Genomic DNA, 14,047 nt, shown 5'->3' on the forward strand with positions numbered 1-14,047 from the left:
CCCGAGAAGGAGACGACCATGCACCTCTACGCCTACCTGTACGTGGCGGTGAGCACCCGCCTCGCCGAGCTGCGCCGGGACTCCGAGCGCGGCGACAGCCCGGTACCGACCGCGGTGATCATCTTCGGCCTGGTCGCGGTGGCCATGGCGGTCACCGGGCTCGCCCTGGCCAAGGCGAACGACTGGATGAACGCCATCCCGAACAACACGGCGCCGCAGGCCCCGTGATGCAGCGCCCCGCCCGTACGGTCCGGAGCCGGCCGGCGTCCGCCGGCCGGCTCGCCGGCCCGCCCGGTCCGGGGCGGTTCGCCGCTGCCCTGCGCGCCCGCCTGGCCGAGGGCGAGCGGGGCGCCAACCCGGTCGAGCTCGCAGTGGTGATGCCGGTGATCCTGGTGATGCTGTTCGGCTCGATTCAGGTCGCCGTCTGGTTCGTGGCCCGGTCCACCGCGCTGAACGCCGCGCAGACCGCTGTGAACGCCCAGCGCACGATCGACGCCGGGCCGGACGCCGGCCGGCAGCGGGCGATCAGCTTCCTGCAACAGTCCGGGGACTGGCTGGTCGACTGGGAGCAGACCGGCCCGGCCTGCGTCGAGAGCGCCACCGCTGTCACCTGCACGGTGCAGGGCCGCTCCCTGTCGGTCATCCCGGGCGTCTCGTTCGAGGTCACGCAGACCGCGCACGGCCCGGCCGAACGCTGGACCATCGGATGAGCGCCGGGCCGCGGCGGGACCGGGGTTCCGTCTCGATCGAGGTGGCGGTGCTCGCGCCCGCCTTCATCGGGCTGATGGTGCTGGCCGGGGTCGCCGGGCGGACCGCTGTCGCGGACGAGGCGGTGGAGTCGGCCGCCCACGACGCCGCCCGGGCCGCCTCGCTCGCCCGCACCGCCGACGACGGCGCGGAGGCAGCCGAGGTGGCGGCCCAGGACCAGCTCGGCTGGGCGGGGCTGAACTGCGCCGGCCCACCCCAGATCGATCTGTCAGGCTCCGTGGCCGGGACGACGACGAGCTTCGCCGCCGCGTACCAGAGCGCCGCAGGCGTTCCCGCGACCGTGACGGTCACGGTGACCTGCACCGTTTCCTTCGACGACCTGAGCGCGCCCGGCCTGCCCGGCGTGCCGGGCGGCAAGACCGTCTCGGCGAGATTCACCTCGCCGTTGGACACCTACCGGAGTCGCGGATGACCGGGCGGCGCGAGGCGGAGAACGGCCGGGTGAGCCTGTTCCTGGCCGTGGCGATGACCGGCGTACTCGCGATCATCGCCCTCGCCTACGACGGCGCCGGTCAGCTGCGCACGCTCCAGCGCGCGGACAACCTGGCCGCCGAGGCGGCCCGCGCCGGCGGCCAGATGATCGACCGGGCACGGGCCATCGAGGGCGGCCCGAAGCGCATCGACCAGGTCGCCGCTCGCGCCGCGGTCGCCGGCTACCTCGCCGCAGCGGGCGGCGTCCAGGACCACGAGGTCGACTTCCCAGTGGTCGGCACCGAGACCCAGATCCGGGTACGCGTGCAGATCACCTACAGCCGGGACCTGCTGGGTCTGTTCGGCGTACAGGACACCGCCATCGTCACCGGTGAGGCCACCGCTCGGGCGCTCACCGGACCACCGTAGGAAGGGAAGGCCACCATGGGCGCACCCCGACGCTCCCCCGTCCGCCGCGCCGGCCAGGTCGTCACCGGGCTCGGCGCCCTCGTCGTGCTCGTCGGCGTGCTGGCCGGCGGGCCGGTCGCGCTGCTGGCGTTCGCCGGCAACCCGCTGCCGGATCACCTGCCCACGCTGGCCGAGGTCGGTACGGCGCTGACCAGCCGTGACGACGGCCGGCTGTTCCTGCGCGCGCTGGCCGTGGTGGGCTGGTTCGGCTGGGCCACGTTCGCGTTCTCCGTGGTGGTTGAGCTACTCGCGGCGGCGGTACGGCGACCGGCACCGAAGCTGCCCGGCATGCACCGCCAGCAGAAGGCGGCCGCCGCGCTCGTCGGTTCGGTGGCGCTGATCCTGGTCGCGAGCCCGGCCGCGGCGAGCGCCGCCGCGTTGACCGCCCCGCAACCGGCGGTCGCCGCCGTCACCTCACCGGCCGTGGCCGCGAGCCGGGTCGCGGCCCCGGCCCCGGTCGCGGCGGAGACGAGCGAACCGGTTGTGTACCGGGTCGCCAAGGGCGACTACCTGGGCGAGGTGGCGGACCGCTACCTGGACGACTTCGACAGGTACAAGGAACTGGCCCGGCTGAACCGGCTCGCCGACCCGGACCGGATCCGTCCGGGGCAGCTCATCACGCTGCCGGACGGAGCGACGGATGCGGGGGCCCGGCGGCACGCCGCCGGACGGATCGTGGTCACCAAGGCGGCCGAGACGGCACCGGTCAAGCCCGGTGGCGACGGCGCCTCCGCGACCACCCCGAAGGCGAAGCCCAAGCCCACGCCGCGGGACGCGACGCCCACCGTGGAGGCACCCGTCGGTCAGCCGCCGGCCATGTCGGCGGGCGCGTCCCGGCCGGCCGCCGACGAGGGCATCAACCGTCCGCTCGCCATCTCGGCGGTGTTGGCCGTGGCGAGCATCGTGGGCGCCCAGATCGGCGCGCTGCTCGGGTTGCGCAAGCGCCCGACGCCCGCCCGTGCGCTGCCGAGCGGGCGGCACCGGCGGGACTGAATCAGGGCAGCCGGGCCTCGACCCGGCCGGACACCACGCGGCTGGGCAGCACGACCTGGTCGTTGGCGGACGGGCCGTGCACGACCTCGCCCCCGTCGAGCCGGAACGCGCTGCCGTGCCAGGGGCAGACCACGCAGGCGTGGCCGTCGATCTGCTCGATCGTGCCCTCGCCGAGCGGGCCGCTCTGGTGCGGGCAGCGCTCCAGCATCACGCTGACGTCGTCGCCGTCCCGGTAGAGGATCACCGAGACGTCGTCGATCTTCTTGGTGACCAATTCGTTCCGGGGCAGGCTGCTCAGGTCGCCGACCTGGTGCCAGCCGTCGCTGATCAGGTGCATCTCGGAGACGCTCTGGCTGGCCTGGGCGCCCTGCTTGTACGCGAGGTGCCCGCCCAGGTACGCCCCACCGCCCGCGGCGGACAGCCCCAGATAGGACAGTGTCCGGCCGAGGCCGTGCCGCCCGTTGAGCCGGGCCGCCAGCGAGCCGGCGTACAGCACCAGGCCGACCGTGTTCGCGGCGGCGTGCACCAGCCCGATCCGGCGCTGGTCGCGGGTGAGCGTGGCCCAGTCGTTGAGCCCGGCGGCTGCGGCGGGCAGCGCGCTGACCGTACCGAGACCCACCAGCGCGGTGGCGGCCCGGCGCTGGCCGGGGAGCAGGTCCACCACGGCGGCGGAGATCCAGGCGCCGACCGGCACCTGCACCATCGCGGGGTGCAGCGGATGGCCGAGCCACACCCCGTGCAGCGCGTCGCGTACCCGCTGGGAACGCAGCGTGCCCTGGACGGCGCGCTGCAACCGGTCGCCCACCCGGTCGAGACCGGTGGCCTGTTCGATCTTCGTCAGTAGTTCGCGCACCTGTTCCGACTTCCCGGCAGGAGAGCCCCCAAACCGGACGCCCCGGATTTCCCTCGCACGGAACCCCCGCTGGATATACCCGGGCGGCCGACCATATATAGGGAGCCGCGTGACCCCGACGTGCTGGCTCGCTGGGAACAGCAGGTGACAGCGGGCCTGCTCGCCGTGTGCCCGCTGGTCGAGCTGGAGGTCCTCTGCACCGCGCGGTCGGTCGCCGACCGGACGCGACTGGCGGAGCAGCTCCGGGCCGCCTTCAGCTGGGTGGTCATGCCGGACCGGATCTACGAACGCGCCGCCGAGATCCAGGGCGAGCTGACCGCCCGGGGCACGCACCGTTCGGCGGGCTCGGTCGACCTGCTCATCGCCGCCACCGCCGAATACCACGGGCTTTCGCTGCTGCACTACGACCGGGACATCGAACAGGTCGGCGCCGTCACCGGCCAGCCGATGCGCTGGCTGACCCGGCCCGGCACGATCAAATAGGCCGTAGTCACGGCAGCGCCGTCGCGGGCATGCTGGGCCCATGGGAGTACGCGTCGAGCACGCCGGTGCCGTGACCACTGTGATCCTGGACCGGCCCGAGGCCCGCAACGCCGTGGACGGGCCCACCGCACGAGCCCTGGCCGACGCGTTCCGCGCGTTCGACGCCGACCCGCAAGCAGCGGTCGCCGTGCTCTGGGGAGCGGGCGGCACGTTCTGCTCCGGCGCCGACCTCAAGGCCGTCGGCACACCGCGCGGCAACCGCGTCGAGCCCGACGGCGACGGGCCGATGGGCCCCACCCGGATGCGGCTGTCCAAGCCGGTGATCGCCGCGATCTCCGGGTACGCGGTGGCGGGCGGGCTGGAGCTGGCGCTCTGGTGCGACCTGCGGGTCGCCGAGTCGGATGCGACGCTCGGCGTGTTCTGCCGGCGCTGGGGTGTGCCGCTGATCGACGGCGGGACGGTCCGGCTGCCCCGGCTCATCGGCGAGAGCCGGGCCATGGATCTGATCCTCACCGGCCGCCCGGTGCGCGCCGACGAGGCGTACACGACGGGTCTGGTCAACCGGGTGGTCGCGCCGGGTGAGGCCCGCACGGCGGCCGAGGAGCTGGCCGCCGCGATCGCCCGGTCCCCGCAGACGTGCCTGCGCAACGACCGGGCGGCGGTGCTGACCGGTGCGGGGCTGCCCGAGCCGGAGGCGATGGCGGCCGAGCTGGCCTACGGCCTGGAGTCGCTGGCGGTGGACGGGGTACACGGCGCAAGCCGGTTCGCGGGCGGGGTCGGCCGGCACGGCGCGCCGGCCGGCTGAGGCGTCACTTCAGCGCGCGCAAGGCGTCGGAGATCGCCCGGTGGAACGTCGGGTACGCGTAGATCATGTGCCGGAGCTGGCTGATCGGCACTGCCGCGTGCACCGCCACGACGAGCGCGGAGAGCACCTCGCCACCGGCCGGTCCGGCCGAGGTGGCACCGACGAGGACGCCCTGGTCGGCGTCGGCGATCAGCTTGATGAACCCGGCGTTGCCGGTCTTGTGGATCCAGCCACGGGCCGACGAGGTGAGGTCGGCGTACCCGACCTGGACGTTGACACCGCGCTCGCGGGCCTGCTGCTCGGTGAGGCCGACGACGCCGACCTCGGGATCGGTGAACGTGACCCGGGGCAGTGCCCGGTAGTCGGCCACCGGGACGCTGCCCGGCGCGACAGTCGACCCGCCCGCGCTCATCGCGCCGCCGACCGCGCTGACCACCCCGGCCGCGCCGCCGACCACACTCGAGGTGCCGCTGGCATCGGGGCCGCCCCTGGTGCGCCGCATGTGGTCGAGCACGTCCGCCACCACGATGCCGGCCTGGTACATCGCGATGTGGGTGAACGCGCCCTCGCCGGTGAGGTCGCCGACCGCCCAGATCCCGTCCGTGACGTGCATCCGGTCGTCGACCGGCAGGTAGCGCTGCCCGGCGTCCACCCCGACGGTGTCCAGCCCGAGTTCCTCCAGGTGCGCCTTGCGGCCGGTCACCACGAGCAGCTTCTCGCCGGTGAACTCGGCGCCGTCGGCGTGCACGGTGAACGCGCTGCCGTCGTGGCTGACCCGGCCGGCCTTGACCCCGGTGTGGATCTCCACCCCGTCGGCGCGCAGCGCGTCGGCGGCGAGCGCTGACGCCTCCGGCTCCTCGACGGCGAGCACCCGGTCGGCCGCCTCGACGACCGTCACCCGGACGCCGAACCGGGCGAAGACCTGGGCGAGTTCCAGCCCGATCGCGCCACCGCCGAGCACCACCAGCGAAGCGGGGAGTTCCTCCACCTCGACGGCCTGGTGATTCGTCCAGTACGGCGTGTCGGCCAGCCCGTCGATCGGCGGCACCGAGGGCCGGGTGCCGGTGCCGAGGACCACGCCGTAGCGGGCCTGGAACACCTGGTCGCCGACGCGTACCCGGTTCGGGCCGTCGAGCCGTCCGCTGCCCCTGACGAACCGGCCGCCCTTGCCGGTGAACCGGTCCACCGCCGCCTTGTCGTCCCAGGTGTCGGTGGCCTCGGCCCGGATCCGCTTCGCCACCGGCGCCCAGTCGGGCCGCACCTGGGCGGACCCGGCCAGTTCGTTGACCCGGTGCGCCTCGGCCAGCGCGTTCGCCGCCCGGATCATCATCTTGCTCGGCACACAGCCCCAGTAGGGGCACTCGCCACCGACCAGGTCGCGTTCGACGCCGACCACCGTGAGGCCGGCCTCGGCGAGCCGCCCGGCCACCTCCTCGCCGCCGACACCGAGCCCGACCACCACTACGTCCACCTGTTCCGGCTCCGCCATGCCGCAAGCATTCCGCACCGCCGGGGCACCGGCCACCGCACCGGCCCGGAATTCCCGCGCCGGTAACGGAGGTGACCCCCTACGGTGGCCGCATGCACGCGCGCTTCGGTCCGGTCCGGGACTGCTTCCACGACCTGTTCACGACCGGCCGGGAGACCGGCGCGTCGCTGTCGGTGTGGCACGACGGCGTACCGGTGGTCGATCTGGTGGGCGGCACCACCGCCGCGGTGCCGCCCGGCACTGTCGTACCGGCCGCCGGGGCGGACCGCCAGTGGCAGCCGGACACGCTCGTCGACGTCTACTCGGCCGGCAAGCCGGTGGTCGCGCTCTGCCTGCTGCTGCTCGTCGACCGGGGCCGGGTCGACCTGGACGCGCCGGTCTCGGCGTACTGGCCGGGGTTCCGCGCCCCGGCCACCGGGCGGCAGGTGCTCGCCCACACCGCCGGGTTGCCCGCCTTCCCGGTGCCCCGGCCCGCCGACGCCGTCGCCGACTGGGACCTGCTCTGCGCCGATCTGGCGGCCGCCGAGCCCGAGTGGACGCCGGGCACCGTCGCGGCCGAGCACGCCTGGACGTACGGGCACCTGGTGGGTGAACTGGTCCGCCGGGTGGACGGGCGGCCGGTGGGCCGGTTCCTGGCCGAGGAGATCGCCGGTCCGTGGCGCCTGGATTTGGCCTTCGGGCTGGGTGAGTCGGACCGGCGGCGGTGCGCCGACCTGTCGTACGCGGATCCGGCCTGGCCGGACCGGATGCGCGGCGAGCCGGGCTCGTTGCGGGCGCGGGCGCTGGACAACCCGCCGGGCGGAAGGGACGTCGCGATGGTGAACAGCGACCTGTGGCGGGCCGCCGAGATTCCGGCGGTGAACCTGCACGCCACCGCCGCCGGGCTCGCCCGGCTGTACGCGGGCCTGCTCGCCGGCGGCACCCTGGACGGGGTACGCCTGTTCAGCCCGGAACTGGTCGCCGAGGCGACGCGGGTGCAGTACTCCGGCCCGGACCTGCTGCTGGACCGGTCCGTGGACTGGACGCTCGGCATGCAGTGGGAGACGGACGGCAGCTGGGGCATGGGCGGGATCGGCGGCAGCAGCGCCTGGGCCGACCCGCAGCGCGGCTACACCTTCGCGTACGCGACCGCCCGGCTGGCCGACCACGACCGGGTGGAGGATCTGGTGGAGGCGCTGCACTCCTGCCTCTGACCGGCCATCACGCTCGGTGGTTCCGACGCGTCGGCGCCCGCGTCAGCGGAGCCAGACCGGATCGGCGCCGGGCACCTCCAGCGGCGGCGGGTAGTCGAGCGTGCGGCACGTCTCGTCGGGCAGCCGCCACGGCTGGTGCACCGCCTTGCCCGCCACCGCCTCCAGCTCCGGCACCCAGCGCCGCACGTACGCGCCGTCGGGGTCGTAGCGCTCGGCCTGCCGTACCGGGTTGAAGCCGCGGTACGGCCGGGTGTCGTTGCCGGTGCCGGCCACCCACTGCCAGTTGCCCGAGTTGTTGACCCGGTCGCCGTCGAGCAGCCAGTGGAAGAAGACCTCCAGGCCGGGACGCCAGTCCAGCCCGAGGTGCTTGGTCAGGTAGCCGGCGGTGATCAGGCGGGCCCGGTTGTGCATCCAGCCCTCGGCGCGCAACTGACGCATGCCGGCGTCCACGATCGGCATGCCGGTCCGCCCCTCGGCCCAGGCGTCGAGCGCGTGCGCGTCGTCGCGCCAGTCCTCGCGCGCGCCGCGGCGGTAGGCAACAGTGGACAGGCCGGGGAAACCGGCGACCACCTGGTGGTAGAAGTCGCGCCAGCAGAGCTGCCTGACGAACGGTCCGTCCCGGTCACCGGCCCGGTTCGCCACCGCCAGTGGCGACACGCACCCGAAACGCAGGTACGGGCTGAGCCGCGAGGTCTCGTCGCCGGCCATGTCGTCGTGGATGTCGTCGTACCGGTCGAGGGTGGGCAGCCAGGCGGTGAGCCGGCGCCTGGCGACGGTCTCGCCACCGGCGGCGGCATCCGGGCTGTCGCCCTTCGGCGGGTCCGGCAGCCGGCCGGGGTCGACGCCGTCGGGCAGCCGGACCCGCTTCGGCGCGGCCAGCTCGTCCCGCCACCGCACGCCCTGCCAGGCCCGGAAGTAGGGGCTGAAGACGCGGTAGTGGTCGCCGCCGCCCGGGCGCAGCGCACCGGGCTCGACGATCGTCAGGCCGGGGAACAGGCGCAGGAACATCCGGTGCCGGTCGCACTCGGCGCGCAGGCGGCGCTCGCGGCGGTGCGCGTAGCGGCTCACGTCGGCGGAGAGCCCGACGCCCTCGGCACCCACCTTCCGGGCCAGCTTCACCGTCTCGGCCACCGGGTCGCCGCGCCTGATCACGAGGTCGCCGCCGCGCTTGCGCAGCGCCTCGCGCAGGTCGGCCAGGCTCTGGTGCAGGAACCGGGTGCGGTTCGGCGAGAGCTTCTGCAACGCCGGGTCGAGCACGTAGAGCGGCACCACCCGGTCGAACGCGGAGCAGGCGGCGGCGAGCGCCGGGTGGTCGTGCACCCGCAGGTCACGGGTGAACAGCACCACCGCCGTCCGGGCGGTCATCCGGCCAGGGCCGGTTCCGGCGCCGGACCGGGCACCCGCACCGGCGTGCCGGACGGGGTGAGCAGCGCCCGCGCGGCCACCGCCATCCGGCGCCGCTGCGGCACCAGGGCCCGGCGGACGAAGACGTCGTAGTCCTGCGCGGCCACCTCGTCGAGGATGCCGCCGTAGAGCGCGTACGCGGTGCGCATGCACGCCTGCGAGGCCGGGTCGAGCAGCGGGATGCCCGGCGCGGCGGCCACGTAGTGGGCCTGGGCGCGCGTCACCTCGTACTCGATCAGCTCGCGGATGCGCGGCGTGGTACGGCCGGCGGCCCTGGCGGCGAGCAGGTCGTCGCGGGTGAGGTCGAACTTGGCCATGTCCTCGTCGGGCAGGTACGTCCGGCCCCGGTCGAGGTCCTCGGCGACGTCCCGGATGAAGTTGGTGAGCTGGAACGCGAAGCCGAGCTGACGGGCGGGCTCGCGGGCGGCGGCCGGGTCGGAACTGCCGAGGATCGGCAGCATCATGGTGCCGATGACAGCGGCCGAGCCCTCCATGTAGTCGAGCAGGTCGTCGTAGGTCGGGTACGACATGACCGTCAGGTCCATCGCCATGCTGCGCAGGAACGACGCGAAGTCGCCGCGGTCCAGGTCGAACACCGCGATGGTGTGCAGCACGGCGGGAAGCAGCGGGTCGTCGACCGACGCACCGTGCAGGCCCGCGACGAACCGGTCCGACCACTCGCGCAGCCGGGCCGCGCGCCCGGCCGGCGGCAGGTCCTCGGTGCGGTCGACGATCTCGTCCGCGTACCGGGTGAAGCCGTACAGGGCGTGCACATGCCGCCGTTTCCAAGCGGGAAGCAGCCGGGTGGCGAGATAGTAGGTACGGCCGTGACGCCGGTGCAGCTCGCGGCAACGGTCGTAGGCAGCGGTCAGATCCGTGTCCATCGGCCCTCCTCAGTTTCGACGCAGCAATCGACGCAACTCGTAACCCTAGGGTACGCTCCCCCACATGGCCAACGACGCAGTTGCGGGTAATGCGCTCCGCGTCGCGCCGGCTCAGCCCGGGGCGACGGACGATCCGGTCCGCGGCGTACTGGCCGCGTTCACGAAAGACCTGATCAAAGGGGTCGATGAGACGCTTGCGGCGTTCCTGGCCGCCGAAGTCGAATCGCTCACCGAGATCGACGCAGCGATGGGTGGCTTCGCCGCCACGGCACGTGACTGCGTGCTGGCCGGCGGCAAACGCGTCCGCCCCACGTTCGCGTACTGGGGATGGCGGGGCGCGGTCGGCGGTGAGGAACCGCTGTGCTCGGTGCTCCCGGCCCTGTCCGCGCTCGAACTGCTGCACACGTTCGCGCTGGTGCACGACGACGTGATGGACGCCTCCGACACCCGGCGCGGACTGCCCACCGCGCACCGGGCCGCCGCCGCCCGGCACCGGGCCGCCGGACACACCGGCGACCCCGACCGGTACGGCGAAGCGGTAGCCGTCCTCATCGGTGACCTCTGCATGGTGTGGGCCGACCGGCTCATGGCACACGCGGCGGTCCCGGCGGACCGGCTGCTCGACGTGCGCCGCTGCTACGACCAGATGCGGGTGGAGACCGTCGCCGGGCAGTTCCTGGACGTGCTCGGCGAGAACGACTCGGCGAGCTGGACCGTCGACCGGGCACTGCGGGTCGCCCGGTACAAGACCGCCAGCTACACCGTCCAGCGTCCGCTGCTGTTCGGTGCCTGCCTGGCCGGCGCCGACGCGGACGACCCGCTCATCGCCACGTACACCCGGTACGGGCTGGCCGTCGGCGAGGCGTTCCAGCTCCGCGACGACCTACTGGGCGTCTACGGCGACCCGGAGACCACCGGCAAGCCGGCCGGGGACGACCTGCGTACCGGCAAGCCGACCACGCTGCTCATGCTGGCCCGGCAGCTCGCCGACCCGGCGCAGCGGCGGGCCCTGGAGCGGGCCGGCTCGGTCACCTCCGCACGTGAGGTGGACCGGCTGGCCGACGTCGTGCGGGACACCGGGGCCACGGCCCAGGTGGAGCGGATGATCTCCGAGCGGGTGACCGAGGCGCTCGCCGCGCTCGGCACCGCACCGATCGACGAGACCGCGCGCACGGCGCTGACCGGTCTCGCCACCGCCGCCACGGCGCGGCGGGCATGATGAGCAACTTCGTGAGCAAGGGGGCCGGAATGCGTACAGTCAAGGGACGGACTGACCGAGTGGTAGTGGTCGGCGCCGGGCTGGGTGGGCTGGCCTGCGCGCTGCACCTGGCCGGCAGTGGCCGGCAGGTGACAGTGCTGGAACGCGAGCCGGTGCCCGGCGGGCGCGCCGGGCGGCTCGGCGTCGACGGGTACGAGTTCGACACCGGCCCCACCGTCCTCACCATGCCCGACCTGATCGCCGAGGCGCTCGGCGCGGTGGGCGAGGAGCTGACCGACTGGCTCGACCTGACCCCGCTCGACCCGGCGTACCGCGCCTACTACCCGGACGGGTCGACGCTCGACGTCATCACCGACACCACCCGGATGGCCGCCGAGATCGCCCGCGTCTGCGGTCCCCGGGAGGCCGACGGCTACCTGCGTTTCGTCGACTACGCCCGCAACCTGTGGCAGTGGGAACGGGCCGACTTCATCGAGCGCAACCTCGACGCGCCGACCGACCTGCTCACCGGCAACCTGCTGAAGCTGTTCGCCAACGGTGCCTTCCGGCGACTCCAGACGAAGATCAACCAGTTCTTCCGCGACCCGCGTACCCAACGGATCTTCTCCTTCCAGGCCATGTACGCGGGCCTGTCGCCGCACGACGCGCTGGCGATCTACACGGTCATCGCGTACCTCGACTCGGTGGCCGGGGTCTGCTTCCCGCGCGGCGGCATCCACGCGGTCTCGCGTGGCATGGCCGGCGCGGCCGAGAAGCACGGCGTGCAGATCCGGTACGGCACGACGGTGACCCGGGTGGAGACCGCCAACGGCCGCGCCACCGGCGTCGTCACCGCCGACGGCGACTTCGTCCCCGCCGACACGGTCGTGCTCAACCCGGACCTGCCGGTCGCCTACCAGGACCTGCTGCCACCCAGCCGCCGGCGCAAGCTCACCTACTCGCCGTCCTGCGTGGTGCTGCACATCGGTTCGACGCAGGGCTATGGCAAGATCGCCCACCACAACATCCACTTCGGACGTTCCTGGAAGGGGACGTTCGACGAGGTGATCCGGCGAGGCGAGCTGATGTCCGACCCGTCCCTGCTGGTGACGAACCCGAGTCGCACCGACCCGTCGGTGGCGCCGGCCGGGAAGCACACCTACTACGTGCTGGCCCCGGTGCCGAACCTGGAACGGGCGCCGTTCGACTGGCCGGGCGACCTCACGCAGCGGTACGCCGACCAGCTCGTGACCACGCTCGAGGAGCGCGGATACGTCGGCTTCGGCGCCGGCATCGAGGTGATGCGGCCCGTCACCCCGGCCGACTGGGCCGCGCAGGGCATGGCCGCCGGCACGCCGTTCGCCGCCGCGCACAGCCTCTTCCAGACCGGCCCGTTCCGCCCGTCCAACCTGCACCGGACGCTGGAGAACGTGGTCTTCGTCGGCTCCGGCACCCAGCCGGGCGTCGGGGTGCCGATGGTGCTGATCAGCGGCAAGATCGCCGCCGCCCGGGTCACCGGGACGATGCCGTGAGCGATCGGGAGACGCACCTGGTCGAGCTGGTCGACGACGACGGCCGGGTGATCGGCGAGACCACCGTGGCGACCGCCCACCAGCCACCAGGCCGGCTGCACCGCGCCTTCTCGGTGCTCCTCGTCGACCCCGAGGGGCGGGTGCTGTTGCAGCAGCGGGCCGCGGTCAAGACGCGGTTCCCGCTGCGCTGGGCCAACTCCTGCTGCGGGCACCCGCTCCCCGGCCAGTCCCCGGCCGAGGCCGCCAACCGGCGGCTCGCCGAGGAACTCGGCGTCGACCCGGTCGACCTCACCGAGGTCGGCGTCTACCTCTACTACGCCGAGGACCCGGCGACCGGACGGGTCGAGTTCGAGTACGACCACGTGCTGCGCGCCGACGTACCCGCCGACCTGGTCACGCGACCCGACCCGGACGAGGTGGCGGACCTGCGCTGGGTCGACCCCGGCACGGTGGTGGCCGACCTGGACGCCCACCCCCGCGAGTACGCCCCGTGGCTGGGCGGCGTGGTCAACCGGCTGCTGCACCCGACCGACGCGTCCCGGCCGGGCGTACCGGCCACCGAGGCACCGGAGCGGTCGGGTGGCCGATGAGGCGCTGAGCGCGGGGGCCGTCGCACGCCGGCTGGGCGTGGCGGTCACCACGCTGCGTACCTGGCACCAGCGCTACGGTCTCGGCCCCAGTGAGCACGTTCCGGGCCACCACCGGCGGTACACGCCGGCCGACCTCGCCCGCCTGGAGATCATGCGCCGGCTGACCACGGAGGGGGTCGCGCCCGCCGAGGCCGCCCGCTGGGCGCGGCAGGCGCCGGCCGTGCCGCCCCCGGAGCGGCTCGGCCTCAAGGCGAGGGCCTCGGCGGTACGCGACGGCGGCGGCACCACCATCCCGGTCGGCCGGGCCGGGCCTGCGGCGCGCGGGCTGGCCCGTGCCGCCATGCGACTGGACTCGGTGACCATCGGCCGGACCATCGCCGACGCGCTGGCCGCCGACGGGGTGGTGACGACCTGGGAGGGGCTGCTGCGGCCGGTGCTCGCCGGCATCGGAGAGCGGCACGCCGCCACCTCCGGGCTGATCGAGGTGGAACACCTCATGTCCCGGTGCGTCTCCGAGGCGTTCGCCACGGTGGCGCGGGCGCACCCCACCACCGGTCCGCCCCGGATCCTGCTCTCCTGCGCCGACGAGGAGCAGCACTCGCTGCCGCTGGAGGCGCTCGCCGCCGCGCTGGCCGAGGTCGGTGTGAGCTATCGCATGCTCGGCGCCCGCGTACCGGTGCCGGCCCTGGTCGAGGCCGTCAACCGGACCGGTCCGGCGGCCGTGGTGCTCTGGTCGCACATCCGCGCCACCGCCGACCCGTGCCAGCTCACCGCCCTGCTCGCGGCGCCGCGTCGGCCGCTGCTGGTGCTCGCCGCCGGGCCCGGCTGGCGGGCCGACTCGCTGCCGGCCGGGGTGGTCCGGCCGGTGGACCTGGCCGAGGCGTTGTCACTGGCCGTGGCGGTACGGGACTCGCTGGACCAGTCCACGACGAGCTGAGCGCCTCTCCCGTTCCGGGTCGACGTCCACTACGGTCGG

16 protein-coding genes are annotated in these 14,047 nt (G+C 74.0%); 12 read left to right on the top strand and 4 right to left on the bottom strand.

Annotation, left to right across the window (positions count from 1 at the left end):
• Positions 1-18 precede the first annotated feature (18 nt).
• The 5 genes from GA0070215_RS02610 to GA0070215_RS02630 are packed head-to-tail and all read left to right on the top strand — an operon-like array spanning position 19 to position 2,640.
• Positions 19-228 (top strand): hypothetical protein, encoded by a 210-nt coding sequence (locus tag GA0070215_RS02610; protein ID WP_026267884.1) that lies wholly within the window; start codon positions 19-21, stop codon positions 226-228.
• Positions 228-710, top strand: coding sequence for a TadE family protein (locus tag GA0070215_RS02615; RefSeq protein WP_091042082.1), 483 nt, complete (start codon positions 228-230; stop codon positions 708-710). The genes GA0070215_RS02610 and GA0070215_RS02615 overlap by 1 nt, the downstream gene beginning before the upstream one ends.
• On the top strand, positions 707-1,180 hold the full coding sequence (locus GA0070215_RS02620) for a TadE/TadG family type IV pilus assembly protein (protein WP_091041380.1): 474 nt from the start codon (positions 707-709) through the stop codon (positions 1,178-1,180). Before GA0070215_RS02615 ends, GA0070215_RS02620 begins: the two co-directional genes overlap by 4 nt.
• Positions 1,177-1,608 (top strand): hypothetical protein, encoded by a 432-nt coding sequence (locus tag GA0070215_RS02625; RefSeq protein WP_018785438.1) that lies wholly within the window; start codon positions 1,177-1,179, stop codon positions 1,606-1,608. Before GA0070215_RS02620 ends, GA0070215_RS02625 begins: the two co-directional genes overlap by 4 nt.
• Before the next feature lie 15 nt (positions 1,609-1,623).
• Positions 1,624-2,640, top strand: a complete 1,017-nt coding sequence (locus GA0070215_RS02630; RefSeq protein ID WP_091041382.1) for a LysM peptidoglycan-binding domain-containing protein — start codon at positions 1,624-1,626, stop codon at positions 2,638-2,640.
• 1 nt (position 2,641) lies between these two features.
• On the opposite strand, the gene GA0070215_RS02635 is transcribed toward GA0070215_RS02630, so the two are convergent.
• On the bottom strand, positions 2,642-3,493 hold the full coding sequence (locus GA0070215_RS02635) for a Rieske (2Fe-2S) protein (protein WP_091041385.1): 852 nt from the start codon (positions 3,491-3,493) through the stop codon (positions 2,642-2,644).
• A 120-nt stretch (positions 3,494-3,613) separates the two neighbouring features.
• Between GA0070215_RS02635 and GA0070215_RS02640 the strand changes: the two genes are divergently transcribed.
• Positions 3,614-3,976, top strand: a complete 363-nt coding sequence (locus tag GA0070215_RS02640; protein ID WP_208600273.1) for a PIN domain nuclease — start codon at positions 3,614-3,616, stop codon at positions 3,974-3,976.
• A gap of 40 nt (positions 3,977-4,016) precedes the next feature.
• Positions 4,017-4,781, top strand: coding sequence for a crotonase/enoyl-CoA hydratase family protein (locus GA0070215_RS02645; RefSeq protein ID WP_091041390.1), 765 nt, complete (start codon positions 4,017-4,019; stop codon positions 4,779-4,781).
• A gap of 4 nt (positions 4,782-4,785) precedes the next feature.
• On the opposite strand, the gene GA0070215_RS02650 is transcribed toward GA0070215_RS02645, so the two are convergent.
• Entirely contained in the window at positions 4,786-6,270 is a 1,485-nt protein-coding gene (locus GA0070215_RS02650; RefSeq protein WP_091041392.1) for a dihydrolipoyl dehydrogenase family protein, read from the bottom strand.
• Between the two features lie 92 nt (positions 6,271-6,362).
• Between GA0070215_RS02650 and GA0070215_RS02655 the strand changes: the two genes are divergently transcribed.
• Positions 6,363-7,463: a serine hydrolase domain-containing protein gene (locus GA0070215_RS02655; RefSeq protein ID WP_091041395.1), complete on the top strand. Its 1,101-nt coding sequence runs from the start codon at positions 6,363-6,365 to the stop codon at positions 7,461-7,463.
• Positions 7,464-7,505: 42 nt separating this feature from the next.
• Here the strand turns inward: GA0070215_RS02655 and GA0070215_RS02660 are convergent, their stop codons facing one another.
• Positions 7,506-8,828, bottom strand: a complete 1,323-nt coding sequence (locus GA0070215_RS02660) for a cryptochrome/photolyase family protein (protein WP_091041397.1) — start codon at positions 8,826-8,828, stop codon at positions 7,506-7,508.
• Positions 8,825-9,751 carry a phytoene/squalene synthase family protein gene (locus tag GA0070215_RS02665; protein WP_091041400.1) on the bottom strand — a complete coding sequence of 309 codons (927 nt, stop codon included), beginning with the start codon at positions 9,749-9,751 and terminating at the stop codon, positions 8,825-8,827. Before GA0070215_RS02665 ends, GA0070215_RS02660 begins: the two co-directional genes overlap by 4 nt.
• A 64-nt stretch (positions 9,752-9,815) precedes the next feature.
• Between GA0070215_RS02665 and GA0070215_RS02670 the strand changes: the two genes are divergently transcribed.
• The 4 genes from GA0070215_RS02670 to GA0070215_RS02685 are packed head-to-tail and all read left to right on the top strand — an operon-like array spanning position 9,816 to position 14,008.
• Entirely contained in the window at positions 9,816-10,970 is a 1,155-nt protein-coding gene (locus GA0070215_RS02670) for a polyprenyl synthetase family protein (protein ID WP_091041402.1), read from the top strand.
• 29 nt (positions 10,971-10,999) lie between these two features.
• Entirely contained in the window at positions 11,000-12,481 is a 1,482-nt protein-coding gene (gene crtI, locus GA0070215_RS02675; protein ID WP_018785448.1) for a phytoene desaturase family protein, read from the top strand.
• Entirely contained in the window at positions 12,478-13,071 is a 594-nt protein-coding gene (idi, locus tag GA0070215_RS02680) for an isopentenyl-diphosphate Delta-isomerase (protein WP_091041404.1), read from the top strand. The genes crtI and idi overlap by 4 nt, the downstream gene beginning before the upstream one ends.
• Positions 13,061-14,008, top strand: coding sequence for a MerR family transcriptional regulator (locus GA0070215_RS02685; protein ID WP_091041406.1), 948 nt, complete (start codon positions 13,061-13,063; stop codon positions 14,006-14,008). Before idi ends, GA0070215_RS02685 begins: the two co-directional genes overlap by 11 nt.
• Positions 14,009-14,047: the final 39 nt, after the last annotated feature.

It is taken from the genome of Micromonospora marina (assembly GCF_900091565.1).
In the GTDB taxonomy this organism is placed as follows: Bacteria; Actinomycetota; Actinomycetes; order Mycobacteriales; family Micromonosporaceae; genus Micromonospora; species Micromonospora marina.

Excerpts from the sequence above, each read along its gene's own strand:
- GA0070215_RS02665 (WP_091041400.1), bottom strand. The coding sequence starts at position 9,751 with ATGGACACGGATCTGACCGCTGCCTACGACCGTTGCCGCGAGCTGCAC.
- GA0070215_RS02630 (WP_091041382.1), top strand. The coding sequence starts at position 1,624 with ATGGGCGCACCCCGACGCTCCCCCGTCCGCCGCGCCGGCCAGGTCGTC.
- GA0070215_RS02615 (WP_091042082.1), top strand. The coding sequence starts at position 228 with ATGCAGCGCCCCGCCCGTACGGTCCGGAGCCGGCCGGCGTCCGCCGGC.
- GA0070215_RS02655 (WP_091041395.1), top strand. The coding sequence starts at position 6,363 with ATGCACGCGCGCTTCGGTCCGGTCCGGGACTGCTTCCACGACCTGTTC.
- crtI (WP_018785448.1), top strand. The coding sequence starts at position 11,000 with ATGCGTACAGTCAAGGGACGGACTGACCGAGTGGTAGTGGTCGGCGCC.
- GA0070215_RS02625 (WP_018785438.1), top strand. The coding sequence starts at position 1,177 with ATGACCGGGCGGCGCGAGGCGGAGAACGGCCGGGTGAGCCTGTTCCTG.
- GA0070215_RS02660 (WP_091041397.1), bottom strand. The coding sequence starts at position 8,828 with ATGACCGCCCGGACGGCGGTGGTGCTGTTCACCCGTGACCTGCGGGTG.
- GA0070215_RS02610 (WP_026267884.1), top strand. The coding sequence starts at position 19 with ATGCACCTCTACGCCTACCTGTACGTGGCGGTGAGCACCCGCCTCGCC.
- GA0070215_RS02650 (WP_091041392.1), bottom strand. The coding sequence starts at position 6,270 with ATGGCGGAGCCGGAACAGGTGGACGTAGTGGTGGTCGGGCTCGGTGTC.
- GA0070215_RS02620 (WP_091041380.1), top strand. The coding sequence starts at position 707 with ATGAGCGCCGGGCCGCGGCGGGACCGGGGTTCCGTCTCGATCGAGGTG.
- GA0070215_RS02645 (WP_091041390.1), top strand. The coding sequence starts at position 4,017 with ATGGGAGTACGCGTCGAGCACGCCGGTGCCGTGACCACTGTGATCCTG.
- GA0070215_RS02670 (WP_091041402.1), top strand. The coding sequence starts at position 9,816 with ATGGCCAACGACGCAGTTGCGGGTAATGCGCTCCGCGTCGCGCCGGCT.